Source organism: Paludibacterium sp., assembly GCF_019232825.1.
In the GTDB taxonomy this organism is placed as follows: domain Bacteria; phylum Pseudomonadota; class Gammaproteobacteria; order Burkholderiales; family Chromobacteriaceae; genus Paludibacterium.
On the sequence record NZ_JAFAND010000068.1, the window covers coordinates 22,350 to 45,249 of the forward strand.

A 22,900-nucleotide genomic window follows, 5' to 3' on the forward strand; every position below is an offset into this window, starting at 1 on the left:
AAATATTACATATCGCTTGATACGCTGCAAGCACCAAGATCAAAGTCGCAGTTGCGCGCCGTGCCGTTCACTGACCGCGATCAACAGCTGTCCCACCGCGTTTTCGATCTCTTCATCGGTCAAGGTCTTGGCCGGATCTTGCAGTTGGATGCCGAACGCCAGGCTCTTCTTGCCCGCTTCCACACCGGCGCCGCGATAAACGTCGAACAGCGCCACTTGCTGAACGATCGGCGACGAAGCATCGGCGAAGGTCTGCAGCAAGGCGCCGACCTCGACGCTATCGTCGACCAGCAGCGCCAAATCGCGGCGCACCGCCTGGAACTTGCTCACCGTGCGCGCGGTGATGCGCTCGGTGCGGGTCAATACGGCCAAGTCGATTTCCGCCAGCACCGGGGCGTTGGGCAGATCGTAGGCTTGCACCCACTGCGGGTGCAGTTCGCCGATCACGCCGACAGCCTGGCCGTCGACGACGATCTCGGCGCAGCGGCCCGGATGCAGCGCCGGGTGCGTCGCCTTGCGGAAGCTGGCTTGATGCGGATGCAGCAGCGCCTCGACGTCGCCCTTGAGGTCGAAGAAGTCGACGCGCTCGGTCTTGGCGCCCCACTGTTCCGGCTGGCGGGTACCCCAGGCCAACATGGCCAGCTTCTCCGGCTGCGCGACGTCATCGCCCTGCTTCTTGAACACACGGGCAATTTCGAACAGGCGCACGCGCGGCTGTTTGCGGTTAAGGTTACCGGCCAGGGTATTGATCAGGCCGCCGAACAGCGTCGAGCGCATCACGCTCATCTGCGCGGCGATCGGGTTGATCAGGCGCACCGGATCGGCGTTGCCGGCCAGGTCCCGCTCCCATGCTTCGTCGACGAAGGCGTAGGAGATGATTTCTTGATAGTCGCGCGCGGCGACGCGCAGGCGCAGGTCTTCGCGCGGGCGGCGCTCTTCCGGCAGCGGCAGCATGCGTTGGCCGGACCGCGGCACGTCGGCGCCGATGGCGTCGTAGCCATGCACGCGGGCGATTTCCTCGATCAGGTCTTCCTCGATCGCCAGGTCGAAGCGGAACGACGGCACGTCGACGGCAAAGCCGTCCGGCAGCGCGGTGAAATCGAGCCCCAGGCGGCGCAGGATGGTGGCGATGCCTTCGGCGTGCAGTTGGATGCCCAGCACGCGGTTGACGCGCTCGGTGCGCACGCGCACGCCGTGCGCGGCCGGCAGTTTGCCGGTAGTTTCCTTGACCGGGCCGGCACTGCCGCCGCAGATGTCCAGCACCAGGCGCGTGGCGCGCTCGATGGCGGCGTGCTGCAGCTGGTAGTCGACGCCGCGTTCATAGCGGTAGGACGAATCGGAGCCGAAGCCCAGCTTGCGCGCGCGGCCGGCGATGGCCTCGGGCGCGAAGAAGGCGCTTTCCAGGAAAATGTTTTGCGTGGCGGTATCGACGCTGCTCGGCTGGCCGCCCATGATGCCGGCGATCGCCAGCGCGCCGCTATCGTCGGCGATGACCATGAAATCGGCGTCGAGCGTCACGGTCTTGTCGTTCAGGCACAGCAGCTGCTCGCCCGCGCGCGCCTGGCGCACGTGGATGCCGCCCTGGATGGCGTCGGCATTGAAGGCGTGCATCGGCTGCCCCTGTTCGAGCAGGATGTAGTTGGTGATGTCGACCACGGCAGAGATCGCGCGCAAGCCGGCGCGCTCCAGGCGCTGCTTCATCCAATCCGGGGTCTTGGCGGCGGCGTTGATGCCGGTGATCTTGCGGCCGACGTAACGGCCACAGCCGTCTTGCGCGTCGATGCGCACCGCCACGGTTTCGTCGTGCGCCGGCTTGACCGGGGAGATGGCCACCGGCTTGAGCGCTTCGCCGGTCAGCGCGGCCACTTCGCGCGCAATACCGCGCATCGACAGGCAGTCGGCGCGGTTGGGGGTGATCTTCAGCGTGAACAGCGTGTCGTCCAGCGACAGATAGTCGCGGATGCTGGTTCCCACCGGGGCGTCCGCCGGCAGCACCAGCAGGCCGTCGACGTCGTCGGGCACGCCCAGCTCGCGGCCGGAGCACAGCATGCCGTTGGAGGCTTCGCCGCGCATCTTGGTCGGCTTGATCTTGAAGTCGCCCGGCAATTCGGCGCCCGGCAGCGCACACGGCACCTTGAGGCCGACGGCGACGTTGGGCGCGCCACAGACGATCTGGATCAGTTCGCCGGTGCCGGCATCGACCTTGGTCACGCGCAGGCGATCGGCGTTGGGGTGCGGGGCCACTTCCTTGACCTCGGCCACCACCACGCCGCTGAAGGCCGGCGCGGCCGGCACGGTGTCTTCCACCTCCAGCCCGGCCATGGTCAGCAAATAAGACAGTTGTTCGCTGGAGAGGGACGGATTGACCCAGCTACGCAGCCATTGTTCCGAAAATTGCATAGTGATTCTCCGCCGCGCTCAGTTGAATTGTTTGAGGAAGTTGAGATCGTTCTCGAAGAACAGCCGCAAATCGTTGACGCCGTAGCGCAGCATGGCGAAGCGGTCGATGCCGATGCCGAAGGCGAAGCCGGTGTATTTCTCCGGATCGATGCCGACGTTCTTCAGCACATTCGGATGCACCATGCCGCAGCCGCCTACTTCCAGCCAGCCGCGCTCGCCCAGCACGTCGACTTCGGCCGACGGTTCGGTAAACGGGAAGAACGACGGACGGAAGCGCACTTGCAGGTCGTCGCGTTCGAAGAAGCGGCGCAGGAAGTCGATCATCACCGCCTTCAAGTCGGCGAAGCTGACGCCCTCGTCCACCCACAGGCCTTCCATCTGGTGGAACATCGGCGAGTGCGTCGCGTCGGAGTCGACGCGGAATACCCGGCCCGGGGCCACGATCTTGATCGGCGGCTGGTTGTTCAGCATGTAGCGCACTTGGATCGGCGAGGTGTGCGTGCGCAGCACGTCGCCGCCCTCGACGTAGAAGGTGTCCTGCATCGCGCGCGCCGGGTGGTTCTCCGGAATGTTCAACGCTTGAAAATTGTGGAAATCGTTTTCGATTTCCGGGCCGTCGGCCACGGCAAAACCGATGCTGGCGAAGAGTTCGGTGATGCGTTGCAGGGTCAGGGTCACCGGGTGCAAGCCGCCGGTGGCGCCGCCGCGGCCCGGCAGGGTAACGTCGAGCGCGTCGGCCTGTAGCTGGCGCGCCAGCTTTTCGGCGTTGAGCGCGTCGCGGCGCTCGTTGTGGCGGGCTTCGAAAGTTTGCTTGGCGGCGTTGATGGTAGCGCCGGCCGCTTTGCGCTCTTCCGCCGGCAGTTGGCCCAGCTGCTTGAGGAGTTCGGTCAGCTCGCCGCTCTTGCCGAGAAAGCGCGCCTTGACCTGTTCCAGTTCGATCAGGTCGGCCGTGGCGGCAACCGCCGCCAGGCCGGATTCGAGAATATCGTTCACATTTTTCATGGATCTCACACCGTATGCGTAAGAAGGCTGGCCACACGCGCCATCACGCGGCGGGTCGGGTCAAACTTCTCGGCGGGCTGGGTAAAAAAAAGGGAGGCATCGTATGCCTCCCTTTTAACCGTCTGGGGCTTAAGCAGCGAGGCTTGCTTTAGCCTTTTCAACGATCTGGGCAAAAGCCGGCTTGTCGAACACGGCCAGGTCAGCCAGGACCTTACGGTCGATTTCGATCGAAGCCTTCTTCAGACCGTTCATGAACTTGCTGTAGCTCAGGCCCGACAGACGCGCAGCGGCGTTGATACGGGTGATCCACAGTTGGCGGAACTGACGCTTTTTCTGACGACGGTCGCGATAAGCGTACTGGCCGGCCTTCATCACCGCCTGTTTGGCGATGCGATAGACGTTCTTGCGACGGCCGCGATAGCCCTTGGCAAGGGCGAGAATCTTTTTGTGACGAGCGCGAGCGGTAACACCGCGTTTAACACGAGGCATGTTTCAACTCCTTAAGCGTAGGGCAGCATAGCGCGAACAGAAGCCATATTGGTGGCATCAACCATGGTCGTGCCGCGCAATTGGCGCTTGTTCTTGGTGGTTTTCTTAGTCAGGATGTGACGCTTGAAAGCCATGGAACGCTTTACACCGCCGCCGCCCAAAACGTTGAGACGCTTTTTGGCGCTCGACTTGGTCTTCATTTTCGGCATGGAAAAAAACTCCTGCGATATTGTATAAATCCGGCGCAGGGTGGCCCTCTCAGGCACTTGAAACCGCTACGCCACGCTTTTTTTATGCGGCACTTGCATGCCGCAAAATAACCCGGCGGAGAGACTCCGCCGCGTCAAACCGATGATTATACCCGATTATTTCTTTTTCGGGGAGATCATCATAACCATTTGCCGGCCTTCCAGGCGGGGGAACTGCTCGACCACCCCGACTTCGGCCAGATCGGCCTCGACGCGCTTCAACAACGCCAAACCGATATCCTGGTGCGCCATTTCGCGTCCACGGAACCGCAAGGTGATTTTTGCCTTGTCACCTTCGGTCAGAAAGCGGATCAGGTTACGCAGCTTGACCTGGTAGTCACCATCATCGGTCCCGGGGCGGAACTTGATTTCCTTAACCTGAATCTGCTTTTGCTTCTGCTTGGCTTCGTGACGTTTCTTCGACTGTTCGTACTTGAACTTGCCGTAGTCCATCAGCTTGCACACCGGCGGCTGCGCGGTCGGCGAGATTTCCACCAGATCGATGTCATTCTCTTCCGCCATCGCCATCGCCTCACGCAAACTCACGATGCCGATTGCTTCGCCCTCAATACCTACCAGGCGGATTTCACGGGCGGTAATTTCGCCGTTGATCCGCGCTTCACGTTCCTGAGCTATGTCCGCTCTCCTTCAAAAGTTTCATGACGCTTGCCGCGGCGCTTAATCCGCAGGCATCTCAGCCCGCAGGCGGGCAACGAAATCATCGACGGTCAACTGACCGAGATCCTCGCCCCGCGCGCGCACGGCAACCAAACCGCCAGCCTTCTCCTTGTCGCCGACAATCACCTGATACGGCAACTTTTGCAGGCTGTGCTCGCGGATTTTATAGCTGATCTTCTCGTTTCTCAAGTCGAGTTCTACGCGGAACCCTTGTTTCTTCAGCGTTTCCGCAACCTGCGACGCGTAGTCGCTTTGCGCTTCGGTGATATTCATGATCACGATCTGCACCGGCGCAAGCCACAGCGGGAAAGCGCCGGCGTGGTTTTCGATCAGGATGCCGAGGAAGCGCTCGAGCGAGCCCAGCGCCGCGCGGTGCAACATCACCGGACGCTTACGGCTATTGTCGTCAGCCACATATTCGGCGTCCAAGCGCTCCGGCAGCATGAAGTCGAGCTGCAGCGTGCCGCACTGCCACGAACGGCCGAGCGCGTCCTTGATGTGGTATTCGATCTTCGGGCCATAGAAGGCGCCCTCGCCCGGCAGCTCTTCCCACTCGACGCCGCAGGCGCGCAGCGCTTCGCGCATACCGTGCTCGGCACGGTCCCACACCTCTTCGGCGCCGATGCGCTTATCGGGACGCAGCGCCAGCTTGATCGCCACCTTGTCGAAGCCGAAGCGTTCGTACACTTCCATCACCAGGCGGTGGAAATCCTTGGCCTCCTGGTTGATTTGCTCTTCAGTGCAGAAGATATGGCCATCGTCCTGCACGAAGCCGCGCACGCGCATGATGCCGTGCAGCGCGCCCGACGGCTCGTTGCGGTGGCAGGAGCCGAATTCGGCGTAGCGCAGCGGCAGATCGCGGTACGAGCGCAAAGCGCTGTTGAAGATCTGGATGTGGCCCGGGCAATTCATCGGCTTGACCGCGTAGTCACGCTTTTCCGACTCGGTGACGAACATGTTCTCGCGGTAGTTGGCGGCATGGCCGGAACGCTCCCACAGGCTCACGTCCATCATCATCGGCGTGCGCACTTCGCGGTAGTTTTCCTTCAACAGCTTAGCCCGCATGTATTGCTCGACGTTCTGCCACAACTGCCAGCCCTTCGGGTGCCAGAACACCATGCCCGGCGCCTCGTCCTGCAAATGGAACAGGTCGAGCTGGGTGCCGAGTTTGCGGTGGTCGCGCTTTTCCGCCTCTTCCAGCATGAACAGGTAGGCGTCGAGGTCTTCCTTCTTGGCCCAGGCGGTGCCGTACACGCGCTGCAGCATCTCGTTCTTGCTGTCGCCGCGCCAGTAGGCGCCGGCCACCTTCATCAGCTTGAATACCTTGAGCTTACCGGTGGACGGCACGTGCGGGCCGCGGCACAGGTCGGTAAAGCCGCCCTCGCGGTACAGCGACACTTCCTCGCCCTGCGGAATCGAGGCGATGATCTCGGCCTTGTAGTGCTCGCCGATCGACTTGAAGTAGGCGACGGCCTCGTCGCGCGGCAGCGTGTAACGCTCTACCGGGATATCCTTCTTGGCCAGTTCGCCCATCTTCTTCTCGATGGTGACCAGGTCTTCCGGGGTAAACGGGCGCTTGTAGCTGAAGTCGTAGTAAAAGCCGTTTTCAATCGCCGGCCCGATGGTCACCTGCGCCTCGGGGAACAGTTCCTTGACCGCGTAGGCCAGCAAGTGGGCGGTCGAGTGACGGATGATCTCCAAGCCATCTGCGTCGCGGTCGGTGATGATCGCCAAGTCGGCGTCGCCCTCGATCAGATAGGAGGTATCGACCATACGACCATCGACGCGGCCGGCAAGCGCAGCGCGCGCGAGACCGGCGCCGATATCGGCGGCCACGTCACGAACCGTCACCGGTTGCGCAAATGAGCGAATGGAACCGTCAGGCAGGCGAATGTCAGGCATGATTAACTCCAGTAGTCGGGTTTTATTTGCCCCGGATGCCGCGGGTAAAAAAAAAGTGCGGCATTCGAGCCGCACTTCTTGTTTCGATCGGGAACAACCAGTGGCTCGACTAGTGCGAGAAACCGGTTGTGGTAGTTCGTGCCACCCACATCATCTTCATGATGAAACTTCCCTCGGAATTCTGTCTTGGTAGGCACGATTGGATTCGAACCAACGACCCCCACCATGTCAAGGTGGTGCTCTAACCAACTGAGCTACGTGCCTAACGCTGAGGTGGCAATAGTAACGACAGTTGACCCATCGTGCAAGCCTCTTGACGTGAATAAAACGCGAATTCGACCATCATCGGGTATACTGGCGGCCTATTTTTTGAATCACTGAAGTTCGCCAATGCTCAAGTTCACCGTTCACAAAACCTCCGGCGGCGCGCGCCGCGGCACGCTGGAACTCAATCACGGCACCGTCGAGACGCCCGTGTTCCAGCCGGTCGGCACCTATGGCTCGGTCAAGGCCATGAGTCCGCTGGAACTCAACGAGATCGGCGCCCAGATCATTCTCGGCAATACGTTCCATCTATGGCTGCGTCCCGGCCTGGAGGTGATCGAGCAATTCGGCGGACTGCACAGCTTCATCGGTTGGGACAAGCCGATCCTTACCGACTCGGGCGGCTTCCAGGTATTCAGCCTGGGCGACCTGCGCAAATTGACCGAGGAAGGCTGCACCTTCCAAAGCCCGGTCAACGGCGACCGCTGCTTCCTGTCGCCGGAAGTATCGATGAAGATTCAGCGCGTGCTCAACTCCGACATCGTCATGATCTTCGACGAGTGCACGCCCTTCCCGGCCGACTACGACACCGCCGCCGCATCGATGCGCATGAGCCTGCGCTGGGCCGAGCGCTCGCGCCGCGCCTTCGACGACCTGAAGAACCCCAACGCGCTCTTCGGCATCATCCAAGGCTCGATGTACAACGACTTGCGCGAGGAATCGCTGCGCGAACTGATGAACATCGGCTTCGACGGCATCGCCATCGGCGGCCTGTCGGTGGGCGAGCCCAAGGAAGAGATGGAGCGCATGCTCAAGGTGATGCAGCCGATGCTGCCCGCCGACAAGCCGCACTACCTGATGGGCGTGGGCACCCCGGAAGATCTGGTCTACGGCGTGGCGCACGGCGTCGACATGTTCGACTGCGTGATGCCGACGCGCAATGCGCGCAACGGCTGGCTGTTCACCCAGTGGGGCGACATCAAGATCAAGAACGCGAGCCACAAGCAAGACACCCGTCCGCTGGACGAGGCGTGCGAGTGCTATACCTGCCGCCATTTCAGCCGCGCCTACCTGCACCATCTGCACCGTGTGGGCGAAATTCTGGGCGCGCGGCTCAACACGATTCACAACCTGCATTACTACCAGCAGCTGATGCGCGAAATCCGCGCGTCGATCGAAGCCGACCGCTTCGAGGACTTCCGCGCCGAGTTCGCTGCCAAGCGCGCCCGCGGCACTAAATGAGGATAGGCCGGTCAAAGCGCGCTCGCCCCGTAGCATAACGGTTGGAAAAGCCGCGCGTGCTGGCTACAATGACCGGTTTGCGAATACACCCTTTACCAGGAGTTTCAACAATGTTTCTGATTTCTTCCGCGTTTGCTGCTGGCGGCGCGACTGGCGCCGAGTCGCCGATCATGCAGTTCCTGCCGATGATCGTCATCTTCGCGCTGTTCTATCTGCTCTTGATCCGCCCGCAGCAAAAGAAGGCCAAGGAAACCAAGCAAATGTTGGCCGCCCTGAGCAAGGGGGATGAAGTGATGACCCAAGGCGGTTTCGCCGGCCGCGTCACCAAGCTGTCCGACCAATACGCCACGCTGGAAATCGCCGAAGGCGTCGAAATTCAAGTCGCCCGCGCCGCCATCACCGGCAAGCTGGAAAAAGGCACGATCAAGTCCCTGTAAGCATCGAGAGGGACTACGGCCCCTGCCCGCCTCGCGGGCAGGGCCTGTTCACATTTCCGCCGAACCACGCACATGAATCGCTACCCACTCTGGAAGTACATCATCATCGCGGTGGCACTCGTCATTGCGACGATCTACACCCTGCCCAATTTCTATGGTGAAACGCCGGCCGTTCAAGTCTCCAGCTCGCGTGAATCGATCCCGGTCGACGCCGCGCTGATGGGCCGCGTCGAAGGCGCGCTGCGCGCCCAGGGCATCGCCCCGGACGGCATGCTGCTCGACAACAACAGCCTGAAGGTGCGTTTCCACGATCCGGACACCCAAATCAAGGCGCGCGACGCCATCGAGCACGAGCTGGGCGAAAGCTACATCATCGCGCTCAACCTGCTGCCGGCCTCGCCGGACTGGCTCGCGCGACTGAAGGCCTACCCGATGTTCCTCGGCCTCGACTTGCGCGGCGGCGTGCACTTCATGCTCGAAGTCGACATGAAGGCCGCGGTCGACAAGACCATGGAACGCTACGCCGGCGACATCCGCCGCGCGTTGAAGAAGAAGGACGTGCGCTACGGCGGCGTCAAGCACATCGGCAACACCATCGAGATCCAGCTACGCGACCAAGACACGCTGGCGGCCGCTTCCGATGTGGTGTCGCGCAACCTGACCTCGCTGACCCAAACCCGCGACAATACGAGCTTCAAGCTGATTCTGAGCCTGTCGCCGGATGAAATGACCCGCATCCAAAGCGACGCGGTCAAGCAAAACATCACCACGCTGCACAACCGTGTCAACGAGCTGGGCGTGGCCGAGCCGATCATCCAGCAATCCGGTCCGAACCGCATCGTGGTCGAGCTGCCGGGCGTGCAGGACACCGCCAAGGCCAAGGACATTCTCGGCCGTACCGACACGCTGGAAGTGCGCATGGTCGAGGACGACCAAGCCAAGGTCAGCGCCGCCATGGCAGGCAACGTGCCGGCCGGCTACGACCTGATGGACGAAACCTCCGCCAACGGCACCGACAAGATCCTGGTCAAGAAAGACGTCGAACTGACCGGCGACAACATCAACGACGCCCAACCGGGCTTCGACGAGAACGGCGCGCCGTCGGTCAACATCAATCTCGACTCGACCGGCGCCGAGATCTTCCGCCAAGTGACCGCCGAAAACGTCGGCAAGCGCATGGCGATGATCCTGGTGGAAAAGAACCGCTCCGAAGTGGTGACCGCGCCGGTGATCCGCACCGAAATCGGCGGCGGCCGCGTGCAGATCTCGGGCAGCATGAGCCCGGCTGAAGCGCGCGACGTGGCGCTGCTGCTGCGCGCGGGCTCGCTGGCCGCGCCGATGAACATCATCGAGGAACGCACCATCGGCCCGAGCCTGGGCAAGGAAAACATCGACAAGGGCTTCCACTCCACCATGTGGGGCTTTGCCGCCATCGCGGTGTTCATGCTGATCTACTACCGCGTGTTCGGTCTGATCTCGGCGATCTCGCTCGGGGTCAACCTGTTCATGCTGGTGGCGCTGCTGTCGATGATCCAGGCCACGCTGACCCTGCCGGGTATCGCCGCCATCGCGCTGGCGCTCGGCATGGCGATCGACTCCAACGTGCTGATCAACGAACGCGTGCGTGAAGAGCTGCGCAACGGCATGCCGCCGCATTCGGCGATCCAGGCAGGCTACGAGCACGCCTGGGCGACGATTCTCGACTCCAACATCACCACGCTGATCGCCGGCCTCGCGCTGTTGATCTTCGGCTCCGGCCCGATACGCGGCTTCGCCGTCGTGCACTGCCTCGGCATCATGACCTCGATGTTCTCGGCGGTGCTGGTGTCGCGCGGTCTCGTCAACCTGTGGTACGGCCGCCGTCGCCGCATCAACTCGCTTTCGGTGTAAGGGGCCCGGACATGGAAATTTTACATTTCAAAAAAGATATTCCGTTCATGAGCTACGGCCGGATCACCACCGCGATTTCGCTGGTGACCTTCATCCTGGCCGTGTTTTTCCTGATCACCCGCGGGCTGAACTACAGCGTCGAATTCACCGGCGGCACGGTGATGGAGGTGCAGTACCAGCAAGCCGCCGACCTCGCCGACGTGCGTACCCGCGTCGACGGGCTCAAGCTAGGCGAATCGACGATCCAGACGCTCGGCAGCTCGCGCGACGTGATGATCCGTCTGCCCAACCTGAAATCCAAGTCGTCGGCACAGCTGTCGAACGAAGTGCTGACCGCGCTGAAACAAAGCGGTCAGCCGGTCGAACTGCGCCGGGTCGATTTCGTCGGCCCGCAGGTGGGCGAGGAACTGGTCCAGCACGGTCTGACCGCGGTGGGCATCGTCTGCCTCGGCATCATGCTCTACCTGGCGCTGCGTTTCGAATGGCGCTTCGCCGTGTCGGCCATCATCGCCAACATGCACGACGTGGTGATCATTCTCGGCTGCTTCGCGCTGTTCCGTTGGGAGTTCTCGCTGACGGTGCTGGCCGGCGTGCTGGCGGTGCTGGGCTACTCGGTGAACGAGTCGGTGGTGGTGTTCGACCGGATCCGTGAAAACTTCCGCAAGGCCGGCATGCGCAACCACACGGTTGCCGAGATCATCGACAACGCCATTACCGCGACGATGAGCCGGACCATCATCACCCACGGTTCGACCGAAACCATGGTGCTGGCGATGCTGCTGTTCGGCGGCCCGGCGCTGCACGGCTTCGCCACCGCGCTGACCATCGGCATTCTGTTCGGTATCTACTCGTCGGTTCTGGTGGCGAGTCCGATCGTGCTGTGGCTGGGCGTATCGCGCGAAAACCTGGTCAAGCCGCCGAAGCAAAAACAGGAAGCGGTGGTCTAACCGCTTCCGCGATACTGGCCGGTGCCTCCGCACCGGCCAGTTTTTCTTTTACACTATCGATTCCTCGGTCCGAGTGGAGCTCTGCCCTTCATGCATTACGTCACCTTTCTGATCGACTTCATTCTGCACATCGACCAGCATTTGCCGCCGCTTGTCGCCGCCTACGGCCAGCTGATCTACCTGATCCTGTTCGCCATCATCTTCAGCGAAACCGGCCTGGTGGTCGCGCCGTTCCTGCCCGGCGACTCGCTGTTGTTCGTGGCCGGCACCTTGGCCGCCACCGGCAACATGAGCCTGGCCACGCTGATGGGCGCGCTGGCCGTGGCCGCCATTCTCGGCAACCAGGTCAATTACCTGATCGGCCGTTTCTTCGGCCATAAGCTGTTCGCCAACCCGAATTCGAAAATCTTCCGTCGCGCCTATCTGGACCGCACACACGCGTTCTATCAGAAGCACGGCGGCAAGACGCTGATCTTCGCCCGCTTCATGCCGATCATCCGCACCTTCGCGCCGTTCGTGGCCGGCATCGGCGAAATGCCGCTCATCCGCTTCACCGCGTTCAACGTCATCGGCAGCGCGCTGTGGGTCGGTCTGTTCTGCCTGGCGGGCTACCTGTTCGGTAACATCCCGATCATCCGCCACAACCTGGAACTGCTGGTGCTCGGCATCATCGTGGTGTCGTTTCTGCCGGCCGTTATCGCCGCTTGGCGTCATCGCAAGGGGGCGTGATCATGCGGCCGATCCGCAGGCTGCCCGATCATCTGGTCAACCAGATCGCCGCCGGCGAGGTGGTGGAGCGTCCGGCCTCGGCGCTGAAGGAGTTGCTGGAAAATAGCCTGGATGCCGGCGCCGACAAGATCGCCGTCGATCTGGCCCAAGGCGGCATCAAGCTGATCCGCGTCACCGACAACGGCGGCGGCATCGCCGCCGACGACCTGCCGCTGGCGCTCGACCGCCACGCCACCAGCAAGATCGCCTCGCTCGACGACTTGGAGCAGGTCGACACCCTGGGGTTTCGCGGCGAAGGATTGGCCAGTATCGCCTCCGTGTCGCGTCTGACGCTGATCAGCCGACCACGCGACGCCGCGCACGCACACCAGATTCTGGCCATCGACGGCCGTCTGCACCCGGTCGAGCCGGCGGCGCACGCCCCCGGCACCAGCGTCGAGGCGGTCGATCTGTATTTCAACACCCCGGCGCGGCGCAAGTTTCTCAAGTCCGACAATACCGAGTACGCCCACTGCGCCGCGGTATTCGAGCGCATCGCCCTGGCCCGTCCGGACGTGGAGTTCATCCTGCGTCACAACGGCAAGGTCGTCTGGCGCCTGCCGCAGCAAAGCCGCGCCGAGCGCGTGGCGGCGCTGTTGGGGCAAGACTTCATCCAGGCGTCGCTGCCGGTCGACAACGTGGCGGGCCCGCTGCAGCTCGCCGGGTTCATCGCCGACCCGACGTTTTCCAAAGCCAGCCGCGACGACCAGTACTTCTACGTCAACGGCCGCTTCGTGCGCGAGAAAACCGCGCAGCACGCGCTGCGCCAGGCCTACCGCGACGTGTTGCACCACGAGCGCTTTCCGGCCTACGTGCTGTTTTTGACCATCGATCCGGCCGCGGTCGACGTCAACGTGCATCCGACCAAGATCGAGGTGCGTTTCCGCGAATCGCAGGCGATCCACCAGTTTTTGTTCCACAGTCTGAACAAGACCTTGTCCGGCAGCGCCGGCAACCGCGCCGAGGCGCTGGCCGACGCCCCCGGGCAGACCGTTTCGGCGGCGGCGCCCGCCTTCGCCGCGCGGGCCGCCATGCCGCCGGCGCGCGGCCAAGTATACGTACAGCAGAGCATGCCGCTCTCGGTCGGCGCCGAGGCGCAAACGGTCTACCACAAACTGTTTGCCGGCGTGCGCGAGGAAGAGCGCGCGCTCGCGCCCGCCATCGACCTGGGTTCAACCGGCCTATCGCAGCCGGCGTTGCCGCCGAGCGACGACGGCATTCCGCCGCTGGGCTTCGCGCTGGCGCAGCTGCACGGCGTCTACATCCTGTCGCAATGCCAGGATGGCTTGATCGTGGTCGACATGCACGCCGCGCACGAGCGCATCGTCTACGAGCAGCTGAAGAGCGCACTCGACCAGGAGGGCATCCCCACCCAGCCGCTGCTGCTGCCGGTTTCGTTCGGCGCCAGCGCGCAGGAAGTCGCCACGGTGGAAGAGCATAAGGAAGGCTTGATGCGTCTCGGCCTGGAGCTCGCCGCGCTGTCGCCGACGCAGATCGCCATTCGCGCCGTGCCGCTGTGGTTGAAGGACGGCAACGCGGTCGACCTGGCGCGCGCGGTGCTGGCCGACGTGCGCGAATTCGGCCTGACGCGCGTCATGACCGAACGGCGCAACGAGCTGCTGGCCACCATGGCCTGTCATGGCGCGGTCCGCGCCAACCGCCAGTTGACGCTGACCGAGATGAACGCGCTGTTGCGCGACATGGAAGCCACCGAGCGCTCCGGCCAATGCAACCATGGCCGCCCGACCTGGTCGCGCCTGACGATGAAGCAACTCGACGAACTGTTCATGCGGGGCCAATAAGTGAAGCCCATTGACGTGCTGTTGTTGATGGGACCGACCGCCAGCGGCAAGACCGCGCTGGCGCTTGAGCTCGCGCGCCATTTCCCGATCGAGATCGTCAGCGTCGACTCGGCGCTGGTGTATCGCGGCATGGATATCGGCACCGCCAAACCGAGCGCGGCGGAGCAGGCCGCCTGCCCGCACCATCTGATCGACATCATCGACCCGCTCGACAGCTACTCCGCCGCGCAATTTCGCGCCGACGCCGAACGGCTGATCGACGAGATTCATGCCCGCGGCAACATTCCGCTGTTGGCCGGCGGCACCATGTTGTACTACAAGGCACTGCTGGAAGGCTTGTCCGAACTGCCGCAAGCCGACCCGGCCCTGCGCGCCCAATTGGATCAGGAGGCCGCCCTTCAGGGCTGGCCGGCGCTGCATGCCCGCCTGGCACGACTCGATCCGGTAACCGCCGCGCGGCTACAGCCGAACGATGCGCAGCGTATTCAACGCGCGCTGGAGGTCTGCCTCATCGCCGGACGGCCGATGTCCGAGCTGTTCCAGGACAAGGCGGTGCCCGAGCGCCGCTGGCGCTCGCTCAACCTGGCCCTGGCGCCGGCCGAGCGGCGCTGGCTGCACGAGCGCATCGCGCTGCGCTTCCGCCAGATGCTGGATGCCGGTTTTCTCGACGAGGTCACGGCGCTGCGCCGCCAATACCCCGCGCTCACGCCAGGACTGCCGTCGATGCGCTGCGTCGGCTACCGCCAAGCCTGGGAATACCTCGACGGCGGCTGCGGCTACGACGAGATGATCGAACGCGGCATCGCCGCCACGCGCCAGCTATGCAAGCGCCAGCTCACGTGGATGCGCTCGCTCGACGTACTGCCGCTCAACGCGCAGGAGCCGGACGCCGGTCGGCGCGCGCGCGCGCTGTGCGAGGCGTTTCTTACCGACCAGACGCTCCCCGCCGGCCTGCTCTACGACGGCCAATACTGACCCAACTGCCGCGCGGCCTTGCCGCGACCGCCGAACCCTCCTTATGCTCCCTCGCTACTTTGAGCGTAAGGAGGGTGCCATCACGATGTTAACTTTCGATACAAAACGGTTCGTCAATCGGCTGAAGTCCGGCGGCGTGCCCACCAAACAAGCCCAGGCCGAGGCAAGCGCCCTGGCGGAGGTCCTTGGGCGGGTCGAGTACGAGATGAGAGGACTGAGGCGTCAGATGCGCGTCTTGCGCGGAATCATCGGCGTGCTGGCGGCGGGATTCGCCGCGCTGCTTCTCAAGGTGTTTGCCCTGCCCCTCTTCTAGCCGGCCATGACGACGGCAACTCCCTTCAACGCGCTAACGAAATACTTGTTCATTAATTGATGCAAATCGCCCATGGTTTGCCATCACATGCCCAGGGACAATGCGGAGCCGAGATGGCGCTGTCCCCCAAGCAATGGAGTTGTGCGTTATATGTCTGAGCCAGAAAACCAAGCGGAAACCCCCTTTGCACGCGGCATACTGAGACTGCGGCAGGGTCTGCCCGAACTGGCACTGCATGATCTGGCGACGGCAAGCGCGGCAGCGCCCAACGAAGAGTGCTGCCGGCTGGCCTGGATCGAAGCGCTGGCACAATCGGGGGCTCAAGCAACGGCCCTTGACTGGCTGTCGGCCAATCCAGGGCATGGCATGCGCGCGCTCTTGACCGACCATTTCCGCCGAGCCGGCCAATTCAATCCACCTCGTACGCGGCCCACGCGCGCCGCGCCGCCTAGCGCGGCATTGCTGCGCCGATGCGACCAACTTCTGGCCCGATACAACGCCAACGGCGACCACACGCTGCTGCCGGACACCCTCGCTTTATGCCAGGCGCACCCGCGCGACGTGTTCGGTTGGAAGTTGCTCGGCGCGCTATGCTTGCGCCTAGGCCTGCGTCACTGTGCCCAAGTAGCCATGCAGCAAGCATTGGCCACGCAGGAGAACGACCCGGAACCCTGGAACAACCTCGGCAACCTGTTCCGCCAGACCGACCGGCTAGCGGAAGCGCGGCAATGCCTGACGCGGGCGCTGCAGTTGCGGCCGGAGGCGGCAAGCATCCATTTGAATCTCGGCAGCGTGCTCAACAGCATGGATTCACTGGACGATGCCGAGGCATGTTTTCGGCAGGCACTACGCCTGCGGCCTCAGTCGCCGGAGGCACAGAATAATCTAAGCAATACCCTGCGCCGCCAGGAACGGCACGAAGAGGCCGCCCTGCTGCTGGAGCAATTGCTGGCAAGCCATCCCCACTTCGCGCTGGGATGGAACAATCTAGGCTGCGTGCTGCGCGATCAAGGCCGGCTCCCCGAGGCAGTGGCGGCATTGCAACGCGCGCGCGCCCTGGCGCCGGAAGAAGCCAGCATCGCCCTCAACCTGGTCGCCACTCAACTCAACCTGGGCGAGTTCGAACAGGCGGAACCGGTCCTGACGGAGACTCTGTCGCGCTGGCCGCTCGATGTGCAGGCCTGCCGGTTGCATGCCTGGCTGATGTGCCAAACCGCACGAGAACAGCACGCGTTCGTATCCTATGCGCGCGCGTTGGCGCTGGCGCCTGGCCGGTATCCGCTCCTACTGGATCTGGGCTCGCAACTCCTGGATCTGGCCCGGCCGGCCGAGGCGGAAAACATCCTGCGCCAAGCGTTGGCGCAGCGGCCGGACGATGTCGTGGCGCTCAATTTGCTGTCGAGGGCGCTGCGCATGCAGGAACGCACCGAGGAGGCCGAGGCCCCGCTACGGCAAGCGCTGGCGTTGCAACCGCAGGATGGCGAAACGCTGGCCAACCTCGGCATCGTACGGGCCGATTTGAACGACCCCGCACAGGCGGAGAGCTACTTGCGTCAGGCGATCTCGACGAGCCCTGCGGCGGCCCACTATCACGTGTATCTCGCGGATTTTCAGATGATGCAGGGGCAGCGCGCGCAGGCGGAAGCGAGCGTCGATCGCGCCTTGGCGCTGGCGCCCGACTCGCCGCAAATACTGTCCTCTATCATGATCATGCTGTCGCTCAGCGCGAACGACCCCCGTTTGGCCAGCGTCGAGACACTGTACGCGCAACGGGCCCGCTGGGCGTTGCCGGTACGGGCCAGATTCAGTTTGGCGTTGGGAAAAGCGCGGGAAATCGGCGGCGACGCGGCGGCGGCTTTCGCCGCCTATGCCGAGGGTAATGCCCTCTTGGCGCGGCTGCAGCCATTCGATGCGCAACAGGATCAGCAGTTGTTCGACACCATCGCCCGCTTTTACGACGAAGCGCTGTTCGCCAAATGGGCGAGCGCGTTGGCGGCGCAAGCGGATAGCAAACGGGTGCCGGTATTCATCGTCGGCATGCCGCGCTCCGGCTCCACCTTGGTCGAGCAGATCCTGGCCGCCCACCCCGGCATGTATGGCGCGGGCGAGAGCCTGCTGATGAACCCGATCGCGGCGCAGGCATCCGAGTTATTGCACGCCTCGCCCACCGACTCTGCCTGCCTCGAATCGCTGCACACCTTAAGCCAGGACTATCTGCGGCGTTTGTGGCGCCTAGCGCCGGACGCACCGCTGATCAGCGACAAGATGCCGGAGAATTTTTTCCACCTCGGTCTGATTGCCTTGCTGTGGCCGCAGGCACGCATCATCCATTGCGAGCGCTCGCCGCTGGATACCTGCTTCTCCTGCTTTACGACGCCGTTCCGCGTCGGCCATGGCTACAGCACCGATCAAACGGCGCTGGCCGGCCGCTATCTACGCTACCGGCAATTGATGCGTCACTGGGAACACGTGCTGCCACCGGGGCGAATGTTGACGGTGCGCTATGAAACGCTACTGGAAGCCCCCCAAGCCGAGATCGGCCGCATGCTGGATTTCCTCGGGCTGCCCTGGCACGACGACTGCCTACGTTTTCATCAGGTGCCGCGCCTGGTGCTCACCGCGAGTCAGAACCAGGTGCGGCGGCCGTTGTATCGCAGCTCGGTGGGCCGCTGGCGGCCATTCGCGCCTTGGCTTGAGCCCATGCGGACGCTCTTGGCCGAGCAGGAAGCGGCTTGGACCACAAGCGTCAGCGCGCCGCCACCAGCTTGATTTCCACTTTCCACGCCGGATCGGCCAGCTTGGCCTGCACGGTGGCGCGCGACGGCGTTTGGCCGGCGAGCACCCAGGCATCCCAAGCGGCATTCATGGCGCCGTAATCGGCCAGGTCGGCCAAAAAGATCGTGGCATCGACGATCTTGCTCTTGTCGCTGCCAAGCTCCGCCAATAGCGCATCGATCTGCGCCAGCACGTCGGCGGTCTGCGCCGTGGCGTCGACGCTGGTGTCGCGCGGCACTTGCCCGGCCAGAAAAATCAGCCCATTGGTCACAACAGCCTCGGACAGGCGGGGACCCGGTTGATGGCGGTAAATCGTCACGCTTCGCTCCTAAGTCAAAGAGATTGCCGGTTCATTCTAACGTCATTACGCCGACGCGGTACTCGCCAAACCCGCCGCCAAATCGCGGCGCAGATCCTCCAACCCTTCGACGCCGACCGACAACCGCAACAGGTTATCGGTCAAACCGATCTTTTGCCGATGTTCGACCGGCACCGCCGCGTGCGTCATGGTCGCCGGATGGCACACCAAGCTCTCCACACCCCCCAGGCTTTCAGCCAGCGTGAACAACTTGAGCGGTTGCAGAAAACGGCGCACCGCCGCCTCGCCGCCCTTGAGGTAGAACGACACCACGCCGCCGAAGCCCTGCATCTGACGGCGCGCCAGTTCATACTGCGGATGGCTTTCCAGCCCGGCGTACAGCACGCCCTCCACCATCGGCTGCGTTTCCAGCCAGCGCGCCAAGGCCAGCGCGTTGGCGTTGTGCCGCTCCATGCGCATGGCCAGCGTGCGCAAGCCGCGCGTCACCAGGAAGCTGGGGAACGGATCGAGCACCGCCCCGGCGGCGTTGTGCAGAAACGCCAGTTTTTCCGCGAGTTCGGGCCGGTCCTTGCCGACCACCGCGACGCCGGCCACCACGTCGGAGTGGCCGTTCAAATATTTGGTGGCCGAATGCACGACGATGTCGAAGCCATGATCCAGCGGCCGCTGCACCACCGGCGAGGCGAAGGTGTTGTCGACCACCGATAGGATGCCGCGCTCGCGCGCGAGCTTGCCCACCGCGGCCAGATCGACCAGCTTATTGAGCGGATTGGAGGGCGTTTCCACCCAAAGCAGCCGCGTCTCGGGCTTGATCGCCGCGGCCAAGGCAGCCAAGTCATCGGCCGGCACATAGCTGACCGACAGATTGGCGCTGACGCCACGCACCCGCTCGAATAGGCGGAAGGTACCGCCGTACAAGTCGTCGACGGCGACGATGTGGCTGCCGGCCGGCAGCAGGTCGAGCACCGTGGCGATCGCCGCGAGTCCAGAGGCAAAGGCGTAACCCTGCGCGCCGCCTTCCAGCTCGGCCACCGCGCGTTCCAGCAGTTGGCGCGTCGGGTTTTGCGAGCGGGAGTATTCGTAGCCGGTATGCTCGCCCGGTCCATATTGGCGATATGTCGAGGTGGCGTAGATGGGCGGCACCACCGCGCCGTACGGATCGGCGAACGGGTCGGCCAGCAGCCCGGCGGTCACGGACAGCGTATGAAAGTCGGTCATGGCATTTCCTTTGTGCGATTTTCTTCGAATGGAAACAATATAACCGACAGGAATGTAACCTGTAAAACTAAGAACAAAAAGGCCAGTGCAAGCACTGGCCCGGGAGCGGATTGACAGCCGCGCTTAGGCGACGGCCACGCGGCGCAGATCGATGGCGAAACGCTCCAACGCGGCAATACCGCTCGACTCGGCGCGAACGCACCAGTCATGCAGCTCCTGCAGCAGCTGTTCGCGCGTCAAATTGGAACGCAGCCAAACGCGGCTCAGCTCCTGGCGCATCGCATACACCTTGGCCACCAGCGGGCTGTTTGCCAGCAATTGCTCCAATTCGACACGCTCGGCCGCCGAGGTCTGCTGCGACTCCTGCTTCAGCCAGCGCTTGAACTTGGCCGGCAAATCCGGCGCGTGGACCTCCGGCAAGGCGCCGCGCACGCGCGCCAATTCATCTTGGCAGGCATGGGCCAGGTCGCGGGCAAAGCGCGCGGCCAGCGCATAACGGTTGGCCACGATCGCTTGCAAGCGCTCGGCATCGATGTTGAGCGTCGCGCCGGCGCATTGCAGCTTCGGCGCCACTTTGCGCACGCGCGCGAGACCCAGCATCGACAGGATGCGGATGTACATCCAGCCGATGTCGAACTCGAACCACTTATAGGACAGCTTGGCCGAGGCGCCGAAGGTATGGTGGTTGTTGTGCAGTTCCTCGCCGCCGATCAGGATGCCCCACGGCACGATATTGGTCGACGCGTCGTCGCACTCGAAATTGCGATAGCCCCAGTAATGGCCAACGCCATTGATCACCCCGGCGGCGAAGAGCGGAATCCAGATCATCTGCACGCCCCAGATCAACAGGCCGGGCAGACCGAACAGCACCAGGTCGATGGCCAGCATCAGCAGGATGCCCTTGCCGTTGTGCGCGGCGTAGAGCTTGCGCTCGATCCAATCGTCCGGCGTGGCGTGGCCGAATTTTTCGATATCATCGCGGTTGGCGCAGGCGTCGCGGTACAGCCAGGTGCCTTTGAACAGCACGGTCCAGATGCCGCGCACCTGCGGGCTATGCGGGTCGTCGCCGCTCTCGCAGCGCGCGTGGTGCTTGCGGTGCACGGCGGCCCATTCCTTGGTGACCATGCCGGTGGTCAGCCACAGCCAGAAACGGAAAAAATGGCTGATAAGCGGATGCAAATCGAGCGCGCGGTGCGCCTGATGGCGATGCAGGAAAATCGTCACCGAAGCGATGGTGACATGCGTCAAAGCCAGGGCGGCGAGCACGTAGCCCCACCATGGCAGGTCGGTTAGACCATGAAAGAATACGGCCATGCTTGTCTGGTTCCTCGGACTGGAGTGAAATGGACAAATTGAAGTTAGCAGCGAATGATTTTTATTTAGCGTTATCGGCGCAGTATAAAAGAAACCTCGTGTTTTGTCAGAAGCTTGAACAAGCGGGTTCATTGCAGCGGCGCACATGGTGTACCATTAGCCCCTGGTTCCCATTTACTTCAGAAAAGATCCTGTGTTGCAAAAACAACGCCTGACTTTCGCCGCGGCCATTCTGGGCGGCTTGTTCGTGCTTTATGGCGGCGCCGCTTACTGGGCCGGCATCAAGGCCGAGGAAACCCTGGAAGAACAGCACCGCATGCTGGCGACCCTGCCGCTGTTCAAGGTCAAATCGCACACTTATGACCGTGGCTGGTTCTCGTCGCAGGAAACCACCGAACTGGTGTTCAACCGCCGGCTGACCGGCCCGTACGAAGGCATGCTGCCGGATAACGTGCGCGCCCTGCTCGGCTCGACCATCCGTTTCACCAACACGGTCAAGCACGGTCCCTTGCCGGGACTCGGCAGCTTCGACCTGCGCCCGGCGCGCGCGCTGGTGACCACGCAGTTCGACATGAGCGAAAGCACCAAGAAGACGCTGGCGCTCTTCTTCGGCGACAAAGAGCCGATCACCGTGATCAATCGCCTGGGTTTCGGCGGCGGCGGCGAGCTCAAGGTCAACGTGCCGAACTTCGACTATGAAGAAGCGCTGTCGGGCGTGAAGGTCAAATGGCAAGGCTTCAACCTGACCGTCGACTATCAGCAAGGCTTCAAGCAGTACCAGACCGAGGCGGTTTCGCCGTCGTTCTCGCTGGAAGCCGCCAGCAAGGGCACCGTGCACTTCGACGGCGTGCGCTACGTCTCCGACATCCGCCCCGGCGTCACCGGCGTCAAACTCGGCACCAGCGAGCTGACCGTCAACAACGTCCAGCTCAACTGGAAGGACAGCATCCCGTACAGCATCAAGCTCAACGACTTGGTCTATCTGCTCACGCGCATGCACGTGGGCGAATTCATCAATCCGTCGGGCGAATTCAAGCCGTCGAGCGTCACGCTCAAGGGGCTGCATTATCAGATCGTCACCTCGGAGGAAGACCCGTTCGTCAACTCGCGCGGCAAGCTGGGCTTCGACACCTTCAGCTATAACGATCAGGTCTACGGCCCGATGCGGCTCGACGTGTCGGCCAACCACCTGCACGGTCCCACGCTCGTCAAACTCGACCAGGCCATCGCCCAGCTGCCGATCGAGGGCATGGACGCCGCCACGCTGCGCAAGAGCTACATCGGCACCATCAAGAAGTACGGCATTCCGCTGTTGGAAAACGATCCCCGTCTGGTGGTCAACGAGTTCTATCTGAAGATGCCGAGCGGCGAGGCCACCCTCAAGGGGCAGCTGGCGCTCAAGGGCTTCCACGAGGCGGACTTGAAAGACCCGATCACCGTGCTCAAACGTTTCCAGGTCAATGCCGACGTTTCGCTGCCGCGTCAAACACTGGAAAACCTGGTCGTCACCCAGGCGCGCAACCTGTTCACCGTCGATCAGAGCGCCGAGGATCAGCCGAACCTGAACGAAATCGACGATTTGGCCAAGAACCTGCTCGACAACCAATTGGCGCAGTGGACCGACCAGGGCTACATTCGCGTCGACGGCGGCCAGTTGAGCACCCGCATCGACTATCACGACGGCGAGCTGCGCGTGAGAGACAAGCGCGTGCCGCTGCCTTGGGAAGAAAAGGACGATCCGGCCGGTCCGGCTGGAAACGGCCAATAATCAAGGGGGCGCGAGCCCCCTTTTTGCATGTTGAGGAACACCGCGATGGAACGCTGGACACCGCACGTGACAGTGGCGGCGCTGATCGAGCGCGACGGCCGTTTTCTGTTGGTGCGAGAACAAACCGCCGCCGGCATCCGCTTCAACCA

Annotated in this window: 19 protein-coding genes and 1 tRNA gene; 10 read left to right on the top strand and 10 right to left on the bottom strand. The window is 63.0% G+C overall.

Translation table 11 applies throughout. The features are described 5' to 3' along the window. Positions 1-39: 39 nt before the first annotated feature. From pheT to JOZ06_RS08860, 7 genes are all read right to left on the bottom strand, one after another. Positions 40-2,400 (bottom strand): phenylalanine--tRNA ligase subunit beta, encoded by a 2,361-nt coding sequence (gene pheT, locus JOZ06_RS08830; protein WP_293231496.1) that lies wholly within the window; start codon positions 2,398-2,400, stop codon positions 40-42. An 18-nt stretch (positions 2,401-2,418) separates the two neighbouring features. Next, a complete protein-coding gene (gene pheS / locus JOZ06_RS08835) occupies positions 2,419-3,402 on the bottom strand; it encodes a phenylalanine--tRNA ligase subunit alpha (RefSeq protein ID WP_293231499.1) in 984 nt (327 codons plus the stop codon). 129 nt (positions 3,403-3,531) lie between these two features. Beyond that, complete coding sequence (gene rplT, locus JOZ06_RS08840) at positions 3,532-3,891, bottom strand: 50S ribosomal protein L20 (protein ID WP_133680318.1); 360 nt, start codon at positions 3,889-3,891, stop codon at positions 3,532-3,534. A gap of 11 nt (positions 3,892-3,902) precedes the next feature. Beyond that, entirely contained in the window at positions 3,903-4,100 is a 198-nt protein-coding gene (rpmI, locus tag JOZ06_RS08845; protein ID WP_215781997.1) for a 50S ribosomal protein L35, read from the bottom strand. A gap of 156 nt (positions 4,101-4,256) precedes the next feature. After that, the gene (infC, locus tag JOZ06_RS08850) at positions 4,257-4,775 is read right to left on the bottom strand and encodes a translation initiation factor IF-3 (RefSeq protein WP_293231545.1); all 519 of its coding nucleotides are present in this window, start codon (positions 4,773-4,775) and stop codon (positions 4,257-4,259) included. A gap of 42 nt (positions 4,776-4,817) precedes the next feature. Continuing rightward, positions 4,818-6,719, bottom strand: coding sequence for a threonine--tRNA ligase (thrS, locus tag JOZ06_RS08855; RefSeq protein WP_293231512.1), 1,902 nt, complete (start codon positions 6,717-6,719; stop codon positions 4,818-4,820). A 187-nt stretch (positions 6,720-6,906) separates the two neighbouring features. Next, positions 6,907-6,983: transfer RNA gene (locus tag JOZ06_RS08860), tRNA-Val, on the bottom strand. A 126-nt stretch (positions 6,984-7,109) separates the two neighbouring features. On the opposite strand from JOZ06_RS08860, the gene tgt reads away from it, so the two are divergent. From tgt to JOZ06_RS08905, 9 genes are all read left to right on the top strand, one after another. Next, positions 7,110-8,225 carry a tRNA guanosine(34) transglycosylase Tgt gene (gene tgt / locus JOZ06_RS08865; RefSeq protein WP_293231514.1) on the top strand — a complete coding sequence of 372 codons (1,116 nt, stop codon included), beginning with the start codon at positions 7,110-7,112 and terminating at the stop codon, positions 8,223-8,225. Between the two features lie 110 nt (positions 8,226-8,335). Continuing rightward, the gene (yajC, locus tag JOZ06_RS08870; protein WP_293231517.1) at positions 8,336-8,662 is read left to right on the top strand and encodes a preprotein translocase subunit YajC; all 327 of its coding nucleotides are present in this window, start codon (positions 8,336-8,338) and stop codon (positions 8,660-8,662) included. A 72-nt stretch (positions 8,663-8,734) separates the two neighbouring features. Next, positions 8,735-10,552: a protein translocase subunit SecD gene (gene secD / locus JOZ06_RS08875; RefSeq protein WP_293231519.1), complete on the top strand. Its 1,818-nt coding sequence runs from the start codon at positions 8,735-8,737 to the stop codon at positions 10,550-10,552. A gap of 11 nt (positions 10,553-10,563) precedes the next feature. Further along, complete coding sequence (secF, locus tag JOZ06_RS08880; RefSeq protein ID WP_293231522.1) at positions 10,564-11,499, top strand: protein translocase subunit SecF; 936 nt, start codon at positions 10,564-10,566, stop codon at positions 11,497-11,499. 90 nt (positions 11,500-11,589) lie between these two features. Further along, the gene (locus JOZ06_RS08885) at positions 11,590-12,228 is read left to right on the top strand and encodes a DedA family protein (RefSeq protein WP_293231524.1); all 639 of its coding nucleotides are present in this window, start codon (positions 11,590-11,592) and stop codon (positions 12,226-12,228) included. Positions 12,229-12,230: 2 nt separating this feature from the next. Then, the gene (mutL, locus tag JOZ06_RS08890; RefSeq protein WP_293231526.1) at positions 12,231-14,069 is read left to right on the top strand and encodes a DNA mismatch repair endonuclease MutL; all 1,839 of its coding nucleotides are present in this window, start codon (positions 12,231-12,233) and stop codon (positions 14,067-14,069) included. Beyond that, on the top strand, positions 14,070-15,044 hold the full coding sequence (gene miaA / locus JOZ06_RS08895) for a tRNA (adenosine(37)-N6)-dimethylallyltransferase MiaA (RefSeq protein ID WP_293231528.1): 975 nt from the start codon (positions 14,070-14,072) through the stop codon (positions 15,042-15,044). It abuts the gene before it with no gap. A gap of 85 nt (positions 15,045-15,129) precedes the next feature. After that, positions 15,130-15,357, top strand: a complete 228-nt coding sequence (locus JOZ06_RS08900) for a hypothetical protein (RefSeq protein WP_293231531.1) — start codon at positions 15,130-15,132, stop codon at positions 15,355-15,357. A gap of 150 nt (positions 15,358-15,507) precedes the next feature. Then, on the top strand, positions 15,508-18,126 hold the full coding sequence (locus JOZ06_RS08905; protein ID WP_293231533.1) for a sulfotransferase: 2,619 nt from the start codon (positions 15,508-15,510) through the stop codon (positions 18,124-18,126). On the opposite strand, the gene JOZ06_RS08910 is transcribed toward JOZ06_RS08905, so the two are convergent. The 3 genes from JOZ06_RS08910 to JOZ06_RS08920 form a co-directional block, all read right to left on the bottom strand. After that, positions 18,104-18,451, bottom strand: coding sequence for a RidA family protein (locus tag JOZ06_RS08910; RefSeq protein WP_293231534.1), 348 nt, complete (start codon positions 18,449-18,451; stop codon positions 18,104-18,106). The two genes, JOZ06_RS08905 and JOZ06_RS08910, sit on opposite strands and share 23 nt — an antisense overlap. Positions 18,452-18,496: 45 nt before the next feature. Continuing rightward, a complete protein-coding gene (locus JOZ06_RS08915) occupies positions 18,497-19,669 on the bottom strand; it encodes a PLP-dependent aspartate aminotransferase family protein (RefSeq protein ID WP_293231537.1) in 1,173 nt (390 codons plus the stop codon). Between the two features lie 123 nt (positions 19,670-19,792). Further along, on the bottom strand, positions 19,793-20,983 hold the full coding sequence (locus JOZ06_RS08920; protein ID WP_293231540.1) for a fatty acid desaturase: 1,191 nt from the start codon (positions 20,981-20,983) through the stop codon (positions 19,793-19,795). Between the two features lie 193 nt (positions 20,984-21,176). Between JOZ06_RS08920 and JOZ06_RS08925 the strand changes: the two genes are divergently transcribed. After that, positions 21,177-22,751 (top strand): YdgA family protein, encoded by a 1,575-nt coding sequence (locus JOZ06_RS08925; protein ID WP_293231542.1) that lies wholly within the window; start codon positions 21,177-21,179, stop codon positions 22,749-22,751. Positions 22,752-22,900: the final 149 nt, after the last annotated feature.